Below are 22,607 nucleotides of genomic sequence, written 5' to 3' on the forward strand. Positions count from 1 at the left end.
CCAATTCATCGAATCAGTTAACTAAATAGTCTTATGTTAGGAATTAATTAGGTCTTGTTTTTCCACCTTTGACATGCGGAAGAAATTATACAGCGTTTCTGCTGTTTTGTAATTCATGGAATCCACTTCTGCCAATTCTTCAATAGAGGCTTTTTTCATGGCTTCTAAACTATTGAAATGATTCCATAAAGCTTTTCGTCGTTTAGGTCCAATGCCTTCAATATGATCCAAAATAGATTCTAAATTTCGTTTTCCTCTCAATTTACGATGATATGTGATAGCAAAACGATGAGCTTCGTCACGAATTTGTTGCAATAGTTGTAATTCTGGTGAATGATGAGACAAAATAATACTTTCCGATTGACCTTCTACGAATACTTCTTCAATACGCTTGGCTAAAGAAATAACAGGTACATCTGTAACACCTACACTTCGTATCAATGGCAATGCTGCATTGAGCTGTCCTTTACCTCCATCGATGATAATAAGATCTGGCATAGGCCATTCTGTTTCTTTCCCATAACGACGTTCCATAATTTCTGCCATAGATTTAAAATCATCAGGCTTTCCTTGCGTCGTTTTAAGTTTAAAGCGACGATATTCCTTCTTCGCTGGCTTACCACCTTCAAAGACAACCATAGACGCCACCGTTTCAGAACCTTGCGTATGAGAAATATCGAAACATTCCATGCGCTCTGGCAGTCTTGGTAAATCCAAAACTTCTGCTAATTTCTTAACAGCTCCACCAGTTTTATCTAATTGATGTTGCCATTGACGTCGCCGTTCTTCTAAGAAGGCCGCTGCATTTTCGTGAGCCATCTTAATCATATCTTTCTTATAGCCTCGTTGTGGCACTACAATATCGACTTGCTGACCTTTCAAAGTAGATAGCCATTCTCCGAAGAGTACTTGCTCATCACTTTCCAACGGTAAGAGTAGTTCTTTAGGAATAAAACTAGTGCCGCAATAATACTGTTTAATAAATTCAGTCATAATCACTTCTTCCGTATCGCCTTCATTTTGGACAAAATAGTTTTCTCTCCCTAACAATCGGCCATTGCGGATAAAGAGAAGTTGGACACAGGCTAGTTGACCGTCTACGGCAATACCTAATACATCGAGGTCCCCTCGTTGCGTTACCATCCGTTGTTTTTCTTGTAACTTCTCAATATGTTTTAATTGATCCCGGTATCGAACAGCATCTTCAAACCGCAATTCTTCGGAAGCCAATTCCATTTTCTCTTTTAGTTCTTTTAACAATGGAATAGGCTTTCCTTCAAAAAGCTGTATAATATCATCTACATATTTACCATATGCTTCTTTTGAAACTTTGTTAAAGCACGGCGCTTCACAATAATGCATATGGTATTGCAAACAAGGTCGTTCTACTTTCATCGATTTACAAGTGCGAAGCGGATAGTATTGACGCAACAATTTCAACACTACATGAACTGCTGTTACATCTGTAAAAGGACCAAAATATTTCGCCCCATCCCGCTCTAGTCGACGCGTCATATATACCCTTGGATACTCTTCTTGAACAGATACTTTTACATAAGGATATGTTTTATCATCGCGAAGACGAATATTATATTTCGGATGATGTTCTTTAATCAATGTATTTTCTAAGATGAGCGCTTCCATTTCTGTTTTTGTTTGGATTGTCTCTACATCGACGGCACGTTTCATCATAGCTGCTACTTTAGGTGCTCGATTGGCATCTTGCCGCACATAGGAGCGAACGCGATTACGCAAGTTCACTGCTTTGCCTACATAAATGATACGATTATATTGATCTCGCCATAAATATACACCTGGTGTAGTAGGCAAATGACTTACTTTTTCTAATAATTCTTCACTAGCCATAGATCCTCCTTTCTCTTATTTTTATATCGACTCTAACTATAAGTCTTTTTGCAATGTCCCATTACGTTCTTTGCAGCTACTCTTGACTCTACCTATGGTGTAAGCCTTATTTCTTAACCTTTTGACTCTTTTTCATAAACGTACGCGTTTGTTCTAATACAGGGCCAAGGAATTTACCAGTATAACTGTCACTAACCGTAGCAATATGTTCTGGAGTCCCTGTAGCTACGATAGTGCCACCACGGCTCCCCCCTTCAGGACCAAGATCGATTACATGGTCTGCGGTCTTAATCACATCTAAGTTATGTTCAATAACGACAACTGTATCGCCACCTTCAACGAGTTGTTGCAATACATTAAGAAGTTTTCGAATGTCCTCAGCATGAAGGCCTGTCGTCGGTTCGTCTAGAATGTATAATGTTTTCCCTGTACTACGACGAGCCAACTCTGTAGCTAATTTTACACGTTGTGCTTCACCACCAGACAATGTAGTAGCTGCTTGTCCAAGACGAATATAACCGAGTCCGACTTCTTGTAAGGTTACCATTTTTTTATGAATCTTTGGAATGGCACTAAAGAATTCTACTGCATCGTCTACCGTCATATCTAATACATCGGCAATGGATTTGCCTTTATATTTAACTTCCAAGGTTTCTCGATTATATCTCGCCCCTTTACATACTTCACACGGCACATATACATCTGGTAAGAAATGCATTTCAATTTTAATAATACCATCGCCGCGACACGCTTCACAACGACCGCCTTTTACGTTGAAACTAAAGCGACCTTGTTTATAGCCTCTCATTTTCGCTTCCGGTGTTTGACTATATAATTCCCGAATGCCATCAAATACGCCCGTATACGTAGCGGGATTAGAACGCGGCGTGCGGCCAATGGGACTTTGATCGATATTGATAATTTTATCTACATATTCAATACCTTTAATGTCTTTGTGGGCCCCTACTTTATGATAAGAACGATATAACTGATTCGCCAATCCTTTATAGAGGATTTCATTAATCAAAGTAGATTTGCCAGACCCACTCACACCGGTTACCACAGTAAATAAGCCAATTGGGAATTTAACATTCACGTTTTGCAAGTTATTTTCCTTCGCACCACGCACTTCGATATACGCTTTACCTGGCTTACGTCGTTCTTCTGGAAGAGTGATAAATTTCGCACCACTTAAATATTGACCTGTAATAGACTCTTTTACTTTCATTACCTCTTCTACTGGGCCAGCAGCGATAATTTGTCCCCCATGCTCACCGGCGCCAGGACCGATATCTACTAAGTAATCGGAAGCGCGCATCGTATCTTCATCATGTTCTACGACGAGCAATGTATTACCTAAATCACGAAGGCCTTTCAAAGTCTCAATAAGGCGATCATTATCTCGTTGGTGTAGACCGATGGACGGTTCATCGAGAATATATAGTACGCCTACCAAACCAGAACCGATTTGTGTAGCCAAGCGAATACGCTGTGCTTCACCACCTGACAATGTACCGGCACTGCGACTCATAGTAAGGTAATCGAGGCCTACGTTATTAAGGAAACCTAAACGAGCATTGATTTCCTTCAAAATTTCCGCCCCAATCACTTGTTCTCGGTCTGTAAGAGGTAATGTATCAAAAAATTCAAAAGCATCTTTAATATTGAGCTCTGTGACTTCATGAATATTTTTGTCCCCCACCGTAATGGCTAACACTTCTGGTTTTAAGCGAGCCCCTTTACAGGTCGTACATGGCTTGATGGACATAAATTTTTCAAATTCTTCGCGCATCGAATCTGTAGTGGCTTCACTGTGACGACGTCTCACCATAGGCAAAATACCTTCGTATTCAGTAAAAAATTCTTTCACTTCACCTCGCATATTTTCATAGGTGAAAGCCACTTTATCAGTGGTACCATACATGACTTTTTTCTGCAATGCTTTTGGCAAGTCATTATAGGAATTCTCCAAAGAATATCCATTAGCCACCAATAACCCTTCTAGTTGACGCATAAACCATGCATTAGGATTAGAGCTCAACGCTTGTACTCCACCGTCAGCAAAAGAAATACTTCCATCTGGTATCACTCGCTCTTCATCTACTTCCATAGTAGAGCCAATGCCTAAACAAGATGGGCAGGCACCGTAAGGACTGTTGAAAGAAAACATACGTGGCTCGATTTTAGGCAGTGAAATATGACAATCAGGGCAAGCAAAATGTTGACTATACATATGCTCGGGACCATCTACTTCTTGAACCATAACAATACCTTCGCCCCATTTACCAGCCGTTTCCATAGAGTCTGCTAAACGAGACTCTATACCTTCTTTTACTATTAAACGGTCTACAACGATATCAATGGAATGCTTTTTATTTTTTTCTAAATTAATATCTTCATCTAACGTACGCACCATTCCATCAACTCGAACGCGAACGAAGCCTTCTTTGCGAAGTTGTTCAAATACGGATTTATGCTCTCCTTTTTTTCCTTGCACCATAGGAGCTAATATTAAAATGCGAGTCCCTTCTTTAAAGTTCAGCACATCATCAGTCATTTGCTGAATCGTTTGTTGTGTTATCGGTTTGCCACATTCTGGACAATGGGCATGACCTACGCGGGCAAATAAAAGCCGTAAGTAATCATAAATTTCTGTTACAGTTCCCACTGTAGAACGAGGATTTTTACTTGTCGTCTTTTGGTCAATAGAAATAGCTGGTGACAAACCTTCAATATAATCTACATCAGGTTTATCCATCTGCCCTAAAAATTGTCTTGCATAAGCCGACAACGATTCTACATAACGACGTTGACCTTCTGCATAAATCGTATCAAATGCTAATGATGATTTACCAGATCCACTTAAGCCTGTTAAGACAATAAATTTATCGCGTGGCAAGGCAATATCAATATTTTTAAGATTATGTTGTCGAGCCCCTTTTACGATAAGTTGATCTTTCATACTATCCTTTCTATATAAAACGATGACACCCTAAGGCATCATCGCTTCTTTAATTTACTATCTTTCGCAGCATGCATATCGGACCATTGTTGACGTAGTTGTCCCAATTGATCTCTCAAAGATGCAGCTTTTTCAAATTCTAATTGCTTTGCAGCCATTTTCATTTGGCGATTAAGTTCTTCAATTTGATTATATAATTCTTCTGGCGTCAGCTCTGCTACTTTTGATGTAACGGTTTCAGCTAACTCATATGGCTCATGGCCATGATCCATCGTATCAGCCTTCGTCCGTTTCGATTTCCGTGTTGCTACTTCTAATTCATCATCAAATTTAGTTAATTCAATGAGCTCTTTCACCTCTTTAGATACGGATTGCGGCGTAATATTATGTTCTCTATTATACGCTTCTTGTACAGCTCGACGGCGATCTGTTTCATCAATAGCTCGTTGCATAGAACCAGTAACTCGGTCCGCATACATAATAACGTGACCATTTACATTACGAGCAGCACGACCAATGGTTTGAATCATAGCCGTATCGGAGCGCAAGAAACCTTCCTTATCGGCATCTAAAATGGCCACTAAGGAAACTTCTGGCATATCTAAGCCTTCTCGCAATAAGTTAATCCCTACAAGAACATCAAAGACGCCAGCCCGTAAGTCCCGTATAATCTCAGCCCGCTCAATAGTCACAATATCAGAATGTAAATAGCGCACACGTACCCCCATTTCTTTGAGGAATTCCGTCAAATCTTCTGCCATTTTCTTCGTCAATGTCGTCACTAGAACCCGTTCATTTTGGGCAGCTCTCTTATTAATCTCTCCTAAAAGATCATCCATTTGTCCCTTAATAGGACGGATTTCGATAGTTGGATCTAACAGACCAGTAGGGCGAATAATTTGTTCTGCAATATTCGTTTCTACTTCCATTTCATATGGTCCCGGCGTAGCCGATACATAGACAATTTGATTAATTCGCTCTACAAATTCATCAAACTGTAGTGGTCTATTATCTAATGCAGATGGCAAACGAAACCCATATTCAATGAGAGACTCTTTGCGAGCTCTATCACCATTATACATAGCTCGAATCTGCGGTATCGTCACATGAGACTCATCGATCATAATGAGGAAATCATCGGGGAAGTAGTCAATCAATGTAAACGGTGCTTCTCCAGCTTTTCGTTCCGACATATGGCGCGAGTAATTCTCGATGCCCGAACAATAGCCCATTTCTTGCATCATTTCAATATCGTATCGAGTCCGTTGTTCTAAACGTTGCGCTTCTAATAAACGGTCTTTACTTTTCAGCAAAGCTAGTTGCTCTTCTAATTCCGCTTCGATTCGTTCCACCGCAACTTGCATTTTCTCTTTTGTCGTTACATAGTGAGATGCAGGGTATACGGCCACGTGTTTCCGTTCTGCAATAACTTCGCCTGTGAGAGAATCTACTTCCACTAGTCGATCGATTTCATCACCAAAGAGCTCGACCCGAACGACTCTTTCACTATACGCAGCAGGAAAAATCTCTATCGTATCCCCTTGTACGCGGAACGTACCACGGGTGAAATTCATATCGTTTCGAGTATATTGAATATCTACTAGTTTAGATAAAATCTCATCTCTCGATTTCGTTTGACCTAAACGGAGTGACAATACTAAGTCAGAATAATCTTCTGGGTCACCTAAGCCGTAAATACAACTGACAGAGGCAACGATGATTACATCACGACGTTCGAAGAGACTCATAGTCGCACTATGGCGAAGTTTATCGATTTCATCATTAATTGACGCATCTTTTTCTATATACGTATCGCTAGAGGCAATATAGGCTTCTGGCTGATAATAATCGTAATAAGAAACGAAATATTCTACTGCATTATTAGGGAAGAAACTTTTAAACTCGCTAGCCAACTGAGCCGCTAAGGTTTTATTATGGGCAATGACCAGCGTCGGTTTCTGTACTGCTTCGATCACTTTAGCCATAGTAAAGGTTTTCCCTGTGCCGGTAGCACCTAATAATACTTGCGCCCATTCACCATCTTCAATCCCCTTTACAAGGGAATCAATAGCCTTTGGTTGATCCCCAGTAGGCCCAAAAGGAGCCTCTACTTTGAAAGGCGTTCCTTCTTCTGGATTATAATGTATGTGTTTCATAATTAATCATCCTGCTCTTTACGTATGGAGCGCAATTCTTCTTCACTCAAGCGACGTCCTACATTTTCACCTTGATTAAAAGTATCTTCCCCTTCCAACACTTCGATTAACATCGCTATAGAAAAGCGATCTAAAGTAGGTGTCGTTTTTTGAATTTCATCGGCCACAGACCATTCAGCTTCTGTATAACCATTTATACGCGCTGAAATTTCTTCCCAGTTAGACAACAATAAGCGAGTAATAGGACGATATAATTCAATACCAAAGTATTCAATCAAATCTACTACTTTGTTCATATTCTCCAAACTAACATGATATTCATTTACTTTATTTTCTGATTCTACATATTGAAGTAAGAATTCACGGTTGTATTTATTGCTCACCTTGAATCAATCCTTTATCAAATAATGCATTGGCAAAATCTTTTGCATTAAATGGGCGTAAGTCATCCATGCCTTCACCAACGCCAATCCAACGAACAGGTACACCTAGTTCTTCTTTAATAGAAATAACGACGCCACCTTTAGCAGTGCCATCTAATTTTGTCACTACAATTCCATTTACAGGAACGGCTTGACCAAATAATTTAGCTTGGCTCACTGCATTTTGACCTGTAGTGCCATCGAGAACAAGCAACGTTTGATGCGGCGCTCCTTCTACGTGATTATTGGCTACACGGCCCATTTTTTTAAGCTCTTCCATAAGGTTGACTTTTGTATGCAAACGACCTGCCGTATCTACAATGACAATGTCTGCATTGCGAGCTTTCGCCGCTTCCATAGCATCATATACGACAGCTGCTGGGTCGGCACCTTCTTGGTGTTTTACAATCGGTACACCTACCCGTTCTGCCCAAATCGTCAATTGATCGGCAGCAGCAGCACGGAACGTATCACCAGCAGCAATAATTACTTTTTTACCTTCTTTTGTATAGTAGTTAGCTAATTTGGCGATAGTCGTCGTTTTACCAACCCCATTAACACCTACTACGAGAACCACTTCTGGGTGATGCAATGTAAGTTCTTCTTCTTGGTCTTCTAAAATTTCAGTAATACGAGACTCCATAAAAGGCATAACATCTCCAGTATTGTTGATAATGCCTTCCGTAACGCCACGACGAATTTCTTTCATCAAATATTCCGTCGTTTTAGGTCCCAAATCACTCGTCAACATGACTGCTTCCAAATCATCTAAAAATTCATCGTCAATTTCAGCATAACCAATAACGATGTGTTCAATATTTTTTACAAAAGACTTTCTCGTTTTTTCTAAACCATCTTTTATTCTATCAAAGAATCCAAAAGCCATTATGCTAGATCCTCCTTCACATCTTCAAAAGATACTGTCAATAATCGAGATACGCCTCGTTCTACCATCGTCACGCCTTGTAATACTTCAGCCGCTTCCATCGTTTTTTTACGATGAGATACGACGATAAATTGCGTTTCTTTATTGACACGATTTAAATAGGAACTAAATCGTTCTACATTAGCTTCATCTAAGGCTGCATCTACTTCGTCAAGTACGCAGAATGGAGCCGGACGATAATCCAAGAATGAGAACAATAAGGCAATAACTGTTAAGGCTCGTTCACCACCGGATAAGAGTGTCAATTGTTGACGTTTTTTCCCTGGCGGTTGAATATAGAAGTCGATACCACCTGTTAAAATATTATCCGGATCGGTGAGAACAATTTGAGCTGTACCACCGCCAAACAATTGACTAAAGACTTCTTGGAATCGATTACCCACCACTTCTAGGACATCATATAACTGGGTACTCATAGCCTTATCCATTTCTACGATAACGGCCTGTAATTGTTCCTTCGCCTTTTCTAAATCTTCTAATTGAGACCCCATAAAGTCATAACGACCTTTTGTTTCCTCATATTCTTCCACTGCATTTGGATTGATTGGTCCCAACTCAGCAATTTCAGCCATTAAACGAGCTTGCTCCATTTTCCAATCGTTCACAGAACCAGTCAAATCAATTTGTTGCGCATCTTCTAAGGAATAACCAATAGTATGCAAGTCCTCCACAGCTCGTTCACAATCCATGCGATATTTCGTTAGCTTCCCTTCCCCTTCAACTAAGCGGGTTTGCACTAATTTATAACGCTGATTCAACCGTCCTTGTTCTTCTAAAATGGACTCAATTTCTTGACGAGCACCAGCTGTTGATTGATAGGCTTCATCTCGGAGGGCACGAATTTTCTCCGCCTCTTCTTGAATGGCAGCCAATCCCTTTTGACCCACTTCTATAACCTCTGGCAATGTAGTTTCCAATCGCTCTCGACTCGCTACTAACAATGCTTGCAACGGTTCTAATCGCTCCAATAAGGTCTGGCGATTTTGTTCCCGCTGTTCTTGTTGAGTCTGTCGTTCTTTCAAGGTTCCTTGTAAACGTTCACAGAGCAACCGAGAGGCAGTAAATAATTCATAAGCCTCTTGTTGTTTAGCTTGCAATGTACTCAATCGGCTCATCATAGACGATTGATCTCCAGAAGATTGAACACCCTCCTGCAGAGCTTGTAACTGTTCTTCATTAGACATTAAGGCTTGCTGTTCTTGATGTAATTCTACATCAATCGTCACGAGTCGTTCTTCATTGTCCCCTTTAACAGTCATTTTACGATGTAATTCATTATTGATATTTTGAATCTTCGTTTCGCTAGCAAGGAATAATAAGTTGGTATGTTGATACCCTTCCTCGAGAATAACTCGCTCTTTTTGAATCCCTTCTAAACGCAATTCTTCATCTTTAATAGTCCGCTCTAATTTAGCAGTCCGCTCTTCTACAGTGGCTAATTCTTGCTCCAAACGATTTGATTCTTCTCGACGACTTAAAATAGAGCTACTTTTGCGCTTACTCGTACCGCCTGTTAAAGAACCACCCGGTTGGAATTGTTCCCCCGTTAAGGTAACGATGCGCAATGATTGATTATATTTTTTTTGTAATCCAATGGCTTGCTCCATAGTTTCTACTACTAAGGTACGACCTAACAAATATTGGAAGATATGGTTATAATCACTAGCAAAAGTAATACAATCCACAGCGCGCCCTATAACGCCAGCCTCTGAAATAGCTGGGGTGTCATAAGGTCGCCCTTTTACCGATTCTAATGGTAAAAATGTAACGCGCCCACCGCGGATCGATTTTAAATATTCAACCCCTTCAGAAGCAGCTTTTGCCGTAGTCGTTACAACATGGTTTACACTACCTCCAAGGGCTGTTTCAATGGCTACTGTAAAACGATCGTCTACACTAAACAAATCTCCTACAGCCCCTTTAATGGCATCACGCCAAGGGCCTTTGCCATTAAGTATATTTTTAGTGCCTTCTAAATAACCTTCATGCTGTTCCGCCCATTGTGATAAGAGCTCTAAACGGCCTTGTGCCTTTTGTGTATCACTAGCAAGGCGATGCAATTCTTTACGAGCCTCTCGTAAGGACTGCATCGCATCTCGTTCATCCACCCCTAACTGAGTCCGTTTGGTACCTAATTCATTAAATTCTTTAGCAATCGTTTCATGCTCCTGTTGAGCTGTACTTAACTGAGCTTCTACATCCTTTATTTCTTGTAAAAGCTCTGCTATTTTATGATTTACATCTACTTTTCGGCTTTCTAAATTGCGAGTATTCAATTTTGCCGTTTCAATAGATGTAATCAAGTCTAATTGCTTAGCTTGCAAAGATTGACGATCATGTTCTAAGGACTCCCAATTAGCTTGTTCTTCTGCTAATGCGTTCACCGCCATTTCGTAATTAGCTTCTAAGGTTTTGAACTTCTCTTCTTCCTCTTCTAATTGGCGACGTTCATCACCAATGAGGCGTTCCAAAATTTGAAGCTGTTGTTCTTCCCCTTTTTGAGTGGCCTCTAATTCACTGATACGCAACTCTGTATCATTCACTTCACGTTGTGTCGTTTTCAATTGCTCTTCTAACAATGTCAATTGTCCACGAGCTCGTTCTTCCTCTCGTTGCTTCTCTGTAAATTCAGCTTCCCATGATTTCAATTGATCCTGTTCTTTTTCGTTAGCCCCTTGCAACGTATGGCGACGGGCATCCAACGTCGACAATGCAGTCTGTAATTCAACTTCTTCGTCTCTCAAGGCAATTGTATCATTTTCAGCACGAGTCAATAGTCGATCAGCAGTCTTATAATTGTGAAAGCCTAAAGCCCCATCATATTCCCGTTTGATACGGCTCAATTCCATATATTGCTGCGTCGTTTCAGCTTTTTCTTTCAAAGGCCCCAATTGATCTTCAATAGTCGCCATAATATCGCGAACACGCTCCATGTTGCGATCTGTACTAGCAATACGGCGCAATGCATCTTCTTTATTAATCTTAAAGCGAGAAATACCAGCTACATCCTCAAAAATGAGACGACGCTCTTCTGGTTTACTATTCAAAATGGCATCGATACGATTCTGCCCAATGATAGCCATCGAATCTCGACCTAAGCCTGTATCGGCAAGAAGTAAATGGATATCTTTTAAACGGCAAGACCGCTTATTGATGAGAAATTCGCTTTCTCCCGTCCGGTAAATGCGACGAGTAATGGCTACTTCTTGCATATCAACATCAAATTGCCTATCCGAATTATCAAAGACGAGGGTTACTTCCGCAGCGCTCATAGGCTTTCTTTTCTCTGTACCGGAAAAAATAATATCTTCCGCCCGTTGGCCCCTTAAATTGCGTACATTGGATTCCCCTAAAACCCATTTCATCGCATCTGTAATATTGCTTTTACCACTCCCGTTAGGTCCAATAACGGCAGTCATCCCTGGGGAGAATTTTACGATGGTCTTATCCGCAAAGGATTTAAATCCTTTTAATTCTAGCCGCAGTAATTGCATGACTGCCTCCTTTCTTGCAAAACCTGAAAATATCACATCTCTTATTATAACATATATTGTATGCTATCAATGATGCATATAGGCCAATTATTATCATTGTTTTCACGCCATATAAAAGTCACATCTTTATAACGATCATCAAAATATTTAACATTACAATTTTTCAAGCCTCGCACCTTCGATGTCATATGCCGAGGATATTCAATCACTATAGGTTGAATATAGTGATTACCGTACTTATGCAATATCTTCTTATCGTCATACCAACTATCTAGATGATTCTGGAAACAAGATTCAATACGCTGTCTCCATTGTTCATTCATGACAAGTTCTCCCATAGCTGGTTCATAAGGGCCGGCCAATAAACTATCACCACAATCAAGTTCATCTGTACTCTGTAAGCCCGTACGTATCACTTTAATATGATGGTCTTCAAACCATGTTTTTAAAAATGCACAGTAAGCAATACTTTCTTGTACAGATAAAGGCTTATATACACCTGATCTATATTGTTGAGCTAATTCCGTATGTTCAATCACTAATACGGGATAAATTCGTACAAAATCAGGTTGTAATTTAGCTATTTCTATAGCCGTTTCTAATATAGTATACCAAGAGTCACCTAATAAACCAGGTAAAATCTGCAATCCTACAGTCATAGAGTGTTTTCTAAGCTGTTTCACAGCACGTCGAACATCATCACTGGTATGACCTCGCCTAGCCTTGTGGAGCACCACATCGTTCATAGACTGTACGCCTAGCTCTACAGTAGATACACCATAATCTTTCAATCGTTCTAACGCATCATCTCCCACAGCATCTGGCCTCGTAGAACAACGTATTCCATCGATTACACCTCTTTGCAAGGCTTCATAAGCGGGCTGCAATAATTGCTCCTGTAAAGGAATAGAAATAGCGGAAAAAGAACCGCCATAGAAACAGACTTCCCAATATTTTTCTTTATCTTTCTGTGCAGTATACTCTTCTATAGTCTTAGCAATATAGCCTGATGTTAAATAATCTATACTTATTCGTTCTGTAATACGGGTCTGATTACAAAATGTACAGACATGAGGGCACCCTATATGAGGTATAAAAAAGGGAATCATACCGTATTTCATTATTTAACTCCTTTCTTGTTGCTATATTCAAAAGCCATACCTATATAAAAAGCGCCTTTCGGCGCTTTTTATTGAACAGCCATCAATGTTTCTAATGTTAATTGAGCTGCATGTTGTTCTGCAATTTTTTTACTTTTACCAAATCCAGATTCATATTCCACACCATCAATAGAAACAGACATGTGAAATGTTTTAGCGTGATCTGGGCCAGACTCGCTGATTAACTGATATACGATATGTTTATCCCCATCACGCTGTACAAATTCTTGTAATAATGTCTTATAATCTTTGCCGCGCTTCCCTTCTAATGCTTGTTTGATATAGATACGCAAGTGAGTTAATACAAAGTCTTTAACTGTTGCAAAATCAGTAGCAATATAAAGCGCACCAATTAATGATTCAAAAGTATCAGCGAGAATCGAAGTTCTATCGTAACCACCAGAAGCCCGTTCACCATGGCCTAATAGCAAGTAATCACCTAAATGTAATGTTCTACTAGCCGAAGCTAATGCATCTTCGCAAACAGTAGCGGCCTTAATCTTCGTCAAATTGCCTTCGGACATATCTGGATATTTCATAAATAGATATTCCCCAATGATTAAGTCTAACACGGCATCGCCGAGAAATTCTAAGCGCTGGTTATGATGAATAGCTTGCGATTTATGTTCATTCGCATAAGAAGTATGGGTGAAAGCACAATCCAATATAGCAATATCTATAGCAGGTATAGATAAACGACTAACAAGCTCATGAAGAGAATCTTCACGAGCTTGTGTCATTGTATGGTTCTTATGCGCTGTATACTGCTTCATTAGTCTTCATAACGGCGTACGCAAAGTGTACCGTTATGACCACCAAAACCGAAGGAGTTAGAAAGTGCACAGTTAACTTGTAAGTCACGAGCACCTTCACGAACGTAATCAAGATCTAAACCTTCGTCAGGATTATCACAGTTAATTGTTGGATGGACTTTACCAGTGTCAATAGCCATTGCCATAACAATTGTTTCGATAGCACCAGCAGCACCCAATAAATGGCCCGTCATAGATTTTGTAGAATTTACAGCGATATTTTTTGCATGGTCGCCGAATAACTCTTTAATAGCCAATGTTTCGTTTTTATCGTTTAAGCCAGTAGATGTACCATGTGCATTGATATAGTTTACATCCTTAGGATCAATACCTGCATCTTTAATAGCTAATTCCATACATTTACGAGCTTGTACGCCGCCTGGTGCTGGAGCTGTAATATGGTATGCGTCCCCGTTTGTACCGTAACCTACGACTTCAGCGTAAATATGAGCACCACGTTTTTTAGCGTGTTCTAATTCTTCAAGAACTACGATACCAGCGCCTTCCCCCATAACGAAGCCATCACGATCTCTATCGAATGGACGAGATGCTTTTGTTGGCTCATCATTACGAGTAGACATAGCTTTCATAGCTGCGAAACCAGCTACTGCAGCTGGAGAAACAGCTGCTTCAGTACCACCAGCAAACATAATATCTGCATCGCCACGTTGGATGATACGGAATGCGTCCCCAATAGCATTTGTACCAGAAGTACAAGCTGTTACATCTGTAATAACAGGGCCTTTTAAGCCAAGGCGAATTGATACGCGGGCAGAAGTCATATTTGCAATCATCATAGGTACCGCAAATGGACTTACACGGCCAGGACCTTTTTCAAATAAAGTTTCATATACTTCATGGATAGAATCAATACCGCCAATACCAGTACCTACGACAGTACCACAACGGTCTAAGTCTTCTTCATCAAGTGCTAATTTAGCATCATCTGCAGCAAGTACTGCAGCGCCAATAGCAAATTCTACGGAACGGTCCATACGGCGAGCTTCTTTCTTGTCTACACCGTATAACGTAATGTCAAAATCTTTTACTTCCCCTGCAATGCGTGTTGCATAATCAGATGCATCAAAGCGAGTAATAGGACCAATACCAGATTGACCTGCTAATAACGCATTGTAGAAGTTTTCTTTACCGATACCAACTGGAGTAATAGCTCCTAAACCAGTAATTACCACACGTTTTTCCAATTATTCCACCTCGTATAGGCTTAATGCCCCTTAAATTAATCAATCTCTGCTACTTGTTGTTTAAGTTGTGCAAAAATATCTTTGACTGGCATAATCTTATCGACTTTTCTCATATTATTGCCAGAGAATACTAACCCAGTTTCTACATCCCCTTGTTGAGCTCTAGAAAGAGCGCGGATAATACAGAATTTATGGGAACAATGTTTCAAACAGTTATCACACACTGTAGGTGGTGGCACAGTACCATCAAGAACAGACTCAGCAAATTTATTTTTAATTGCTTGGCCTGGAAGCCCTACTGGACTTTGAATCAATACGATGTCTTCTGGCTTTGTAGCTCGAACATACATCTTTTTCAATTCATCTGATGCATTACATTCATCGGATGCAGCAAAACGGCTACCCATTTGAACGCCACTAGCACCTAGTTTTAACATATCTACAATATCTTTGCCATCAAGAACACCACCAGCACCAATAACTGGAATGTTTTTCACAGCTGCTACGACTTCTGGTACAATCTCTCGGGCAGAACGATTTGTTCCCAAGTGACCACCAGCTTCGCTACCTTCTACAATAATCGCAGCGGCACCTAAACTTTCAGAAATGCGCGCTAATTTTGCAGACGATACAATAGGCACAATCGGTGTACCCGATTCTTTACCCATAGCAAACATATCTCTTGAGAAGCCGGCACCAGCTACTACAAGATCAATGCCTTCTTCGATGGCTGTTTTAACGAGACCTGCAAATTGCGTAGCCGCTACCATCGCATTTATACCAATAATCCCCGTAGGTGATAATTTTCTAGCTAATTGTATTTCATATCGTAATTCATCAAAAGGCAACCCAGATGCCGCAATAAGGCCGATACCACCTTCATTTGCAACGGCTGCTGCCAACCGAGCTGTCGACAATCTAATCGCCATACCACCTTGGATAATAGGTACTTTGGCCACTAGATTCCCAATGCGAAGTTCAGGGAGCTTCACTATCAAATCCTCCTGTAAACAAAACCGGTCGGGAGACCACTCGGTCTCCCTCACGGCTGAATTGTCAGCTTTACAGCTTATTGAGCAGAATCAATATATTCTACTGTATCCTTAACGGTTTTGATTTTTTCTGCAACATCGTCAGGGATTTCAACATTGAATTCTTCTTCGAATGCCATGATCAATTCAACGATATCTAAGGAGTCAGCACCTAAGTCGTCGATGAATGTAGAATCAATGGTAACTTCAGCTTCATCAACGCCTAATTGTTCCACAACGATTGCTTTTACTTTATCGAAAGTATTCATTAGTGGTTCACCTCCTTTCAAGTGGATTTTATATATAGTCTAATTTTGTAATTACATTACCATGCCGCCATCGACATTGATAACTTGGCCTGTAATGTAATTAGCAAAATCACTAGCAAGGAATGCAGTAACAGATGCTACTTCTTCTGCTTCAGCCATGCGGCCTAACGGAATTTGTTTAACCATTTCTTCTTTTACTTTTTCTGGTAATACATCTGTCATTTCTGTATTGATGAAACCTGGTGCTATTGCATTAACAGTAATACCGCGGCTTGCTAATTCTTTTGCACAAGATTTAGTGAAGCCAATCACACCAGCTTTAGAAGCAGCGTAGTTAGTTTGGCCTGCATTACCCATAACACCTACTACAGATGTCATGTTAATAATACGACCATAACGCTGTTTCATCATAATTTTGGAGACTGCTTTTGTTACCAAATACACCCCTTTAAGGTTAATATCGATAACATCATCAAAGTCTTCATCTTTCATACGCATTAACAAACCATCGCGAGTAATGCCCGCATTATTAATGAGAATATCGATTTTACCGAATGTTTTATGTGCTTCTTCTACCATAGCTGCTACTTCTTCAGCATTAGCTACATTAGCTTTAACTTTGATAGCTTTGCGACCTAATGCTTCAATAGCATCTACCGTTTCTTGAGCTGCTGCTTCACTACCGCTGTAATTGACAACAACATTAGCACCGGATTTCGCTAAGGAAATCGCTACAGCTCGACCAATACCACGAGAAGCACCAGTAACGATGGCAACTTTATCTCCTAAATGCATTTTATCGAACCCCCTTTAAAAATTCAAGCGTTTTCTCTAATGATGGAATGTCCTCCACATTAGCCAATTCCATATCTTTATTGATTTTCTTTGTGAACCCTGTCAATACTTTACCAGGCCCTACTTCTACAAAGTTAGTAGCGCCGAAAGCAATCATTTCAGCTACGCAATCTTCCCATAACACTGGGCTAGCTGCTTGAATTACGAGGGATTCTTTAATATCATTACCATTTGTGATAATCTTACCAGTTACGTTTGCTACTACTGGGATTTGTGCATCATTTACTTGGATTTTATCTAATTCTTCTTTCAAACGAGCTGCTGCCGGTTCCATTAAACGACTGTGGAATGGTGCACTTACAGGCAACATAACAGCACGTTTAGCACCAGCTTCTTTCATTTTTTCTGCTGCCACTTCTACTGCTTCTGTTTCACCAGCAATAACAATTTGGCCTGGGCAGTTAAAGTTAACAGCTTGTACAGATCCTACAGTATCGTTCACAGCTTGGCAAATTTCAACAACTTGTTCTCTAGGTAAAGCCAAAATAGCCGCCATAGCACCTTTTCCCAAAGGAACAGCTTCTTGCATATATTGACCACGTTTATGAACTACATATACAGCATCTTTAAACTCAAGAACGCCTGCTGCTACGAGAGCACTATATTCACCTAAGCTATGACCACCAACGATATCAGGTGTAAAGCCTTGTTCTTTTAATACTTCATAGCATGCTACAGAAGCTGTCAAAATAGCTGGTTGTGTATTAGCAGTTTTAACAAGCTCTGTGTCAGGACCTTCAAAACATAATTTCGTAATAGAATAACCTAATGCTTCATCTGCTTCTTCAAAACGTTGTTTAACGATAGGGTATGCATTGTACAAATCTTGTAACATCCCTACTTTTTGAGAACCTTGGCCAGGAAATACAAATGCTGTTTTCATGGGGTTGCCTCCTTATTTACCAATGTTTTGTAAATTTGCAATCACTGTTTCTGTTTCAGCCATAATATCAGTGATGATCGCTTGGCAAGATTTAATATCATGTAACATACCAGAAATTTGGCCGATCATAACAGAGCCCTCTTTCACATCACCGTCAATAGCAGCTTTGCGAAGTGTACCTGCACCGAGGTTTTCTAACTCTTCTTTAGAACCGCCATTGAATTCAAGAGTTTTATATTTATGTGCTAATTGATTATCAATAATACGTACTGGGTGACCAGTAGTTAAACCAGTCATTACAGTAGCACGATCTTTAGCTTTCAATACAGCATTTTTATAATTTTCGTGAGCGATACACTCTTCAGATAATACGAAGCGCGTACCCATTTGTACTGCTTTGGCTCCTAATGCGAAAGCTGCTGCTACGCCACGGCCATCAGCAATACCACCAGCAGCAATAACTGGTACATCTACAGCATCTACTACTTGTGGTAACAAAGCCATAGTCGTAATATCCCCAACGTGGCCTCCAGACTCAGTGCCTTCCGCGATGATCGCATCAATACCACCTCGAAGCAGACGTTTTGCTAACAATACAGAGGCAACTACAGGAATAACTTTTGTACCGATTTCTTTTAGTGCTGGAATATATACCCCTGGGTTACCAGCACCAGTCGTAATAACAGGAACACGTTCTTCTACAACAACTTCCATAACTTCTTTCACAAATGGAGACATGAGCATAATATTACAACCAAATGGTTTGCTTGTACGCTCTTTTAACTTATGAATTTCGTTGCGGAAAATATCTGGTGGCATATGACCTGCACCAATGATGCCAAGGCCGCCAGCTTCAGAAACAGCTGCTGCTAATTCAGCGGTGCCTAACCAAGCCATACCACCTTGTAAGATTGGATATTCAATCTGCAACAAATCACAAATATCAGTCTTAATCATCTTGATGTGTCCTCCTTAATACCACTTTAAGACGAGGCTTGCCCACGTGAGGCCAGCGCCAAAGCCTGCAAAGGCAATATTATCACCGCGTTTAAAACGCCCCTCCCGATATGCTTCGTCTAAAGCAATCGCTACGGATGCGGCAGATGTATTACCATACTTATGTAAATTAACAAATACTTTTTCCATCGGCAAATGCAAGCGTTTCGCTGCAGAATCGATAATTCGAATGTTTGCTTGATGAGGGATAAAGAAATCGAGTTCACCTAACTCCATATTTGCTCGCTCAAGAGATTTCAACACAGTACGTCCCATCGTTTTTACAGCAAATTTATATACTTCAGGGCCATCCATATGGATAAAAGTCAAACCTTCTTCAACACGTTGATCATTAGCTACCACTGCAGTACCGCCAGCAGGAATACATAGAGCAGGCCCCCCAGTGCCATCAGCACCCATGTCTACCCCTTTAATGCCATATCCTTCTGGCACTTCGGATACGACAGCAGCACCTGCGCCATCACCGAAAAGAATGCATGTACTACGGTCTTCCCAATTGACACGGCGAGATAAAATTTCTGCACCTACAACGAGGACATTTTTATAAATACCAGAACTAATGTAACTAGCAGCCGTAATTAAGCCATATACAAAACCGGAGCAAGCCGCCTGCAAATCATAAGCCGCCGCATTAGTAGCTCCTAGATTAGCTTGCAATACACATGCTGCCGAAGGGATAATCATATCTGGTGTCAATGTAGCGAAAATAATCATATCAATATCTTCAGCTTTTAATTTCGCCATTTGCAACGCTTTCTTCGCCGCTTCTGTAGCCATATAGGATGTATTCATTCCTTCTGGCGCAACGCGTCTTTCTTCAATTCCTGTACGCTCTCTGATCCAGGCATCACTAGTATCAACCATTTTTTCAAGATCAAAGTTCGTAATTACATTATCAGGAAGGAAGCTGCCTGTCCCAATAATACCGACAGGCTTACTCATCATAGTCATATTTCAAAGCTCCTTCAATTTCCATTGTTTGTTGAATATGCTCAATAATTTTGCGTTCTACTAAATCACCGGCAATAGTAATAGCCGTTTTAATTTCTTTTGCTTTAGAGCTGCCATGGGAAATCATAAAGACCCCATTAACACCTAACAGTGGAGCCCCACCATTTTCAGTGTGATCTAATTTTTTAGCAATCGGCTTTAATGCTGGTTTGACTAGCATAGCCCCGATTTTTGCTAATAAGCCGCCACTCATAATGCTATTTTTAGTCAACTGCGTCAAGCCTGTTACTAAGCCTTCCGCAAATTTCAACACTACATTACCTACAAAGCCATCGCACACTACAACGTCTACCGTGCCTTTTGGAATATCTCGTCCTTCTACATTACCTTTAAAATTAATAGTTTTCATTTTTTCTAATATAGGATACGTAGCTAGAACCACATCGTTCCCTTTTGTGGCTTCCTCACCAATATTTAACAATCCAACTGTAGGATTTTCTTTTCCTAGTAAAAGCTTTGCATATTCGGAACCCATCAATGCACCTTGAACCAGGTGTTTCGGTTTACTATTTGAATTAGCTCCTGAATCAAGCATAACAGTAATGCCATTAACAGTTGGCATCGGTGTAGCAATAACAGGACGATCAACACCTTTAATGCGACCTAAGCCAAACAATGCAGATGCTACAGCCGCACCAGTGCTCCCCGGCGCAATAACAGCTTCACAAGTTTTATTTCTCACTAAGGATGTAGCAACTACAACGGAAGCGTCTTTTTTCTTCCGCAATGCCTGTCCTGGATGTTCATCCATGCCGATAACTTCACTAGCGTGATACACAGTAAGGCGTGGATTATTTTCCTCGTTGTTATCTTTTAAAATATTATAAATTTGCTCTGAATCGCCTACGAGAACAACTTCAATATGTTTATTTTCTCGCACTGCAGCTATGGATCCTAGAACGGTTTCCAACGGAGCAAAGTCGCCACCCATGGCGTCTACTGCAATTTTCATCTATTACAACCTACCTTCTACGGATTCCATAATAAATTTAGCTCTAAATACTTCTTGTATTTTATCGCGAATAATCACCCATATAAAAACCTTGTCACCCCGACGGCGAACAATCTCTGCCTTTGCTACTAAATTAGTGCCAGCACTTACAGGTGTTTTATATTTTATATTACCTACCTCTGTAGAACATACGGTAGTACCCATCACTAATTTTGCTAACGAATTAGCCTGTGCATATAAATACTGAGGTTCTACAAAACCAAAGCGATCTTCCATATCAGGTGTAGTATGTAACATCGATAACGCTTGTTTACCTTCTGTTACATCAATTAACTCCCCTACGATTTCATGAAGGATAGTCTCCCCCTGCTCCTCATGCGCGTGGCCAGTAGCCATAGCACGAATGCGCTCTCGCAATTCAGGGATACCTAATTCCAAACGATCTAATCGGATAGTAGGTACGCTAACGCCGAAGTGAGCAGCCAATTCTTCATCCGTAAGAAAAGGCGTAGTATTCAGTTTTTCTGTTAACTGTTTCTGTCTTTCTTGCTTCTTCAAACGAGCCATACAATCATCCTTTTATGACCTAGTATTAATATTACATCCTAAGTATATAAAATAATGAAGATAATAGCAAGACTTTTCGTATATATTGTGTTATTTTTTATAAAGGTTTAACAAAAAATACTATATTTGCAATTAGTGAAATAAATAAACATTAAAGTACACATGAAAAAAACACCTACACATTCAGTGTAGGTGTTTTACGCTCAATTAAGCCTTAGCTACTACTTGTTCACCTTTATAGTGACCACATGTAGGGCAAACACGATGAGGCATCATAGGTTCGTGGCATTGTGGGCATGCTACATAACCAGGAGCTTCCAATTTCCAGTTAGCACGACGACGGTCGCGACGGCATTTAGATAATCTACGCTTAGGTACTGCCATTATCTGCACCTCCTTAAACAATCATTAGGACAATCTATCATCTTTCTCATCAAGCAAAGCACGTAACTCTGCAAATCGAGGATCCACTACAAAGGATTCACAAGAACAAGGTGAAACATTTAAATTTGCTCCGCAATGAACGCACAATCCTTTGCAATCATCCTGACATAACACTTGAGAGGGTTCATTGATGATTAATGTATCCCTAATTAGTTCTGTTAGATCAATTTCCTCTCCATCGAAAGGAGTTACATCATCACCGACTGTACGAGAATCACTGTAGATCTCTTCAAAAAGAACTTCATGATTATGTTCTGTTGGTTGTAAACAACGGGAACAATCATAATCGCCTTTTGACGTTACACGTCCTGTGACAATATAGTTTTGACCATCAAACCAAAACTCACCATTAATGGTTATATCATGACGGCTCCAAGGAAAAGCAACTACGTCACTACCAAGTGCATCACTTGATATCGTATAGCTATAAGGAAACTTAATTCCTATATGTTCTTTTGCTTGCTCTACTTGCAGTTTCATAATCTTACCTCGACTTATAATATTATAAACATCGCTAGTGCCTTTGTCAAATAAAAAAGACTACCTCAAGAGCCC

At 40.2% G+C, this 22,607-nt stretch carries 19 protein-coding genes; all 19 read right to left on the bottom strand.

Features of this window, described 5'->3' with window-relative positions; translation table 11 throughout:
- Positions 1-36: 36 nt before the first annotated feature.
- A complete protein-coding gene (gene uvrC, locus NFR29_RS05010) occupies positions 37-1,866 on the bottom strand; it encodes an excinuclease ABC subunit UvrC (protein WP_251424149.1) in 1,830 nt (609 codons plus the stop codon).
- A 106-nt stretch (positions 1,867-1,972) separates the two neighbouring features.
- Complete coding sequence (uvrA, locus tag NFR29_RS05015; protein ID WP_251424151.1) at positions 1,973-4,828, bottom strand: excinuclease ABC subunit UvrA; 2,856 nt, start codon at positions 4,826-4,828, stop codon at positions 1,973-1,975.
- Positions 4,829-4,866: 38 nt separating this feature from the next.
- Positions 4,867-6,984: an excinuclease ABC subunit UvrB gene (gene uvrB / locus NFR29_RS05020; RefSeq protein WP_251424153.1), complete on the bottom strand. Its 2,118-nt coding sequence runs from the start codon at positions 6,982-6,984 to the stop codon at positions 4,867-4,869.
- A gap of 2 nt (positions 6,985-6,986) precedes the next feature.
- Positions 6,987-7,280: a hypothetical protein gene (locus NFR29_RS05025; protein ID WP_251424155.1), complete on the bottom strand. Its 294-nt coding sequence runs from the start codon at positions 7,278-7,280 to the stop codon at positions 6,987-6,989.
- A 76-nt stretch (positions 7,281-7,356) separates the two neighbouring features.
- The gene (gene ftsY / locus NFR29_RS05030; RefSeq protein WP_251424157.1) at positions 7,357-8,292 is read right to left on the bottom strand and encodes a signal recognition particle-docking protein FtsY; all 936 of its coding nucleotides are present in this window, start codon (positions 8,290-8,292) and stop codon (positions 7,357-7,359) included.
- Positions 8,292-11,846 carry a chromosome segregation protein SMC gene (smc, locus tag NFR29_RS05035; protein WP_251424159.1) on the bottom strand — a complete coding sequence of 1,185 codons (3,555 nt, stop codon included), beginning with the start codon at positions 11,844-11,846 and terminating at the stop codon, positions 8,292-8,294. The genes ftsY and smc overlap by 1 nt, the downstream gene beginning before the upstream one ends.
- 44 nt (positions 11,847-11,890) lie before the next feature.
- Entirely contained in the window at positions 11,891-12,967 is a 1,077-nt protein-coding gene (locus NFR29_RS05040; RefSeq protein WP_251424161.1) for an elongator complex protein 3, read from the bottom strand.
- Between the two features lie 68 nt (positions 12,968-13,035).
- Complete coding sequence (gene rnc, locus NFR29_RS05045; RefSeq protein ID WP_251424163.1) at positions 13,036-13,779, bottom strand: ribonuclease III; 744 nt, start codon at positions 13,777-13,779, stop codon at positions 13,036-13,038.
- Positions 13,779-15,023 (bottom strand): beta-ketoacyl-ACP synthase II, encoded by a 1,245-nt coding sequence (fabF, locus tag NFR29_RS05050; RefSeq protein WP_251424166.1) that lies wholly within the window; start codon positions 15,021-15,023, stop codon positions 13,779-13,781. The genes rnc and fabF overlap by 1 nt, the downstream gene beginning before the upstream one ends.
- A gap of 35 nt (positions 15,024-15,058) precedes the next feature.
- Complete coding sequence (locus NFR29_RS05055) at positions 15,059-16,015, bottom strand: NAD(P)H-dependent flavin oxidoreductase (protein ID WP_251424168.1); 957 nt, start codon at positions 16,013-16,015, stop codon at positions 15,059-15,061.
- 77 nt (positions 16,016-16,092) lie between these two features.
- A complete protein-coding gene (locus NFR29_RS05060; RefSeq protein WP_251424170.1) occupies positions 16,093-16,323 on the bottom strand; it encodes an acyl carrier protein in 231 nt (76 codons plus the stop codon).
- Positions 16,324-16,374: 51 nt separating this feature from the next.
- Positions 16,375-17,118 (bottom strand): 3-oxoacyl-[acyl-carrier-protein] reductase, encoded by a 744-nt coding sequence (gene fabG / locus NFR29_RS05065; protein WP_251424172.1) that lies wholly within the window; start codon positions 17,116-17,118, stop codon positions 16,375-16,377.
- Position 17,119: 1 nt separating this feature from the next.
- Complete coding sequence (gene fabD / locus NFR29_RS05070; RefSeq protein WP_251424174.1) at positions 17,120-18,061, bottom strand: ACP S-malonyltransferase; 942 nt, start codon at positions 18,059-18,061, stop codon at positions 17,120-17,122.
- A gap of 12 nt (positions 18,062-18,073) precedes the next feature.
- Positions 18,074-19,018: an enoyl-[acyl-carrier-protein] reductase FabK gene (gene fabK, locus NFR29_RS05075; RefSeq protein WP_251424176.1), complete on the bottom strand. Its 945-nt coding sequence runs from the start codon at positions 19,016-19,018 to the stop codon at positions 18,074-18,076.
- Between the two features lie 15 nt (positions 19,019-19,033).
- Positions 19,034-20,029, bottom strand: a complete 996-nt coding sequence (locus NFR29_RS05080) for a beta-ketoacyl-ACP synthase III (RefSeq protein WP_251424178.1) — start codon at positions 20,027-20,029, stop codon at positions 19,034-19,036.
- A complete protein-coding gene (gene plsX, locus NFR29_RS05085; RefSeq protein WP_251424180.1) occupies positions 20,013-21,041 on the bottom strand; it encodes a phosphate acyltransferase PlsX in 1,029 nt (342 codons plus the stop codon). Before plsX ends, NFR29_RS05080 begins: the two co-directional genes overlap by 17 nt.
- 3 nt (positions 21,042-21,044) lie before the next feature.
- Positions 21,045-21,608, bottom strand: coding sequence for a transcription factor FapR (gene fapR / locus NFR29_RS05090; protein ID WP_251424183.1), 564 nt, complete (start codon positions 21,606-21,608; stop codon positions 21,045-21,047).
- A 207-nt stretch (positions 21,609-21,815) separates the two neighbouring features.
- On the bottom strand, positions 21,816-21,992 hold the full coding sequence (rpmF, locus tag NFR29_RS05095; RefSeq protein WP_005376859.1) for a 50S ribosomal protein L32: 177 nt from the start codon (positions 21,990-21,992) through the stop codon (positions 21,816-21,818).
- Positions 21,993-22,016: 24 nt separating this feature from the next.
- On the bottom strand, positions 22,017-22,532 hold the full coding sequence (locus tag NFR29_RS05100; protein WP_251424185.1) for a YceD family protein: 516 nt from the start codon (positions 22,530-22,532) through the stop codon (positions 22,017-22,019).
- Positions 22,533-22,607: the final 75 nt, after the last annotated feature.

The organism is Veillonella agrestimuris (genome assembly GCF_943193065.1).
GTDB lineage: Bacteria > Bacillota > Negativicutes > Veillonellales > Veillonellaceae > Veillonella > Veillonella agrestimuris.

What these genes read in the sequence shown, in the direction of transcription:
- plsX (WP_251424180.1), bottom strand. Translation starts at nt 21,041, where the DNA reads ATGAAAATTGCAGTAGACGCCATGGGTGGCGACTTTGCTCCGTTGGAA.
- NFR29_RS05040 (WP_251424161.1), bottom strand. Translation starts at nt 12,967, where the DNA reads ATGAAATACGGTATGATTCCCTTTTTTATACCTCATATAGGGTGCCCT.
- uvrA (WP_251424151.1), bottom strand. Translation starts at nt 4,828, where the DNA reads ATGAAAGATCAACTTATCGTAAAAGGGGCTCGACAACATAATCTTAAA.
- NFR29_RS05060 (WP_251424170.1), bottom strand. Translation starts at nt 16,323, where the DNA reads ATGAATACTTTCGATAAAGTAAAAGCAATCGTTGTGGAACAATTAGGC.
- uvrB (WP_251424153.1), bottom strand. Translation starts at nt 6,984, where the DNA reads ATGAAACACATACATTATAATCCAGAAGAAGGAACGCCTTTCAAAGTA.
- smc (WP_251424159.1), bottom strand. Translation starts at nt 11,846, where the DNA reads ATGCAATTACTGCGGCTAGAATTAAAAGGATTTAAATCCTTTGCGGAT.
- fabG (WP_251424172.1), bottom strand. Translation starts at nt 17,118, where the DNA reads ATGCATTTAGGAGATAAAGTTGCCATCGTTACTGGTGCTTCTCGTGGT.
- uvrC (WP_251424149.1), bottom strand. Translation starts at nt 1,866, where the DNA reads ATGGCTAGTGAAGAATTATTAGAAAAAGTAAGTCATTTGCCTACTACA.
- fabK (WP_251424176.1), bottom strand. Translation starts at nt 19,018, where the DNA reads ATGATTAAGACTGATATTTGTGATTTGTTGCAGATTGAATATCCAATC.
- fapR (WP_251424183.1), bottom strand. Translation starts at nt 21,608, where the DNA reads ATGGCTCGTTTGAAGAAGCAAGAAAGACAGAAACAGTTAACAGAAAAA.
- rnc (WP_251424163.1), bottom strand. Translation starts at nt 13,779, where the DNA reads ATGAAGCAGTATACAGCGCATAAGAACCATACAATGACACAAGCTCGT.
- NFR29_RS05100 (WP_251424185.1), bottom strand. Translation starts at nt 22,532, where the DNA reads ATGAAACTGCAAGTAGAGCAAGCAAAAGAACATATAGGAATTAAGTTT.
- NFR29_RS05080 (WP_251424178.1), bottom strand. Translation starts at nt 20,029, where the DNA reads ATGACTATGATGAGTAAGCCTGTCGGTATTATTGGGACAGGCAGCTTC.
- ftsY (WP_251424157.1), bottom strand. Translation starts at nt 8,292, where the DNA reads ATGGCTTTTGGATTCTTTGATAGAATAAAAGATGGTTTAGAAAAAACG.
- NFR29_RS05025 (WP_251424155.1), bottom strand. Translation starts at nt 7,280, where the DNA reads ATGAACAAAGTAGTAGATTTGATTGAATACTTTGGTATTGAATTATAT.
- fabD (WP_251424174.1), bottom strand. Translation starts at nt 18,061, where the DNA reads ATGAAAACAGCATTTGTATTTCCTGGCCAAGGTTCTCAAAAAGTAGGG.
- rpmF (WP_005376859.1), bottom strand. Translation starts at nt 21,992, where the DNA reads ATGGCAGTACCTAAGCGTAGATTATCTAAATGCCGTCGCGACCGTCGT.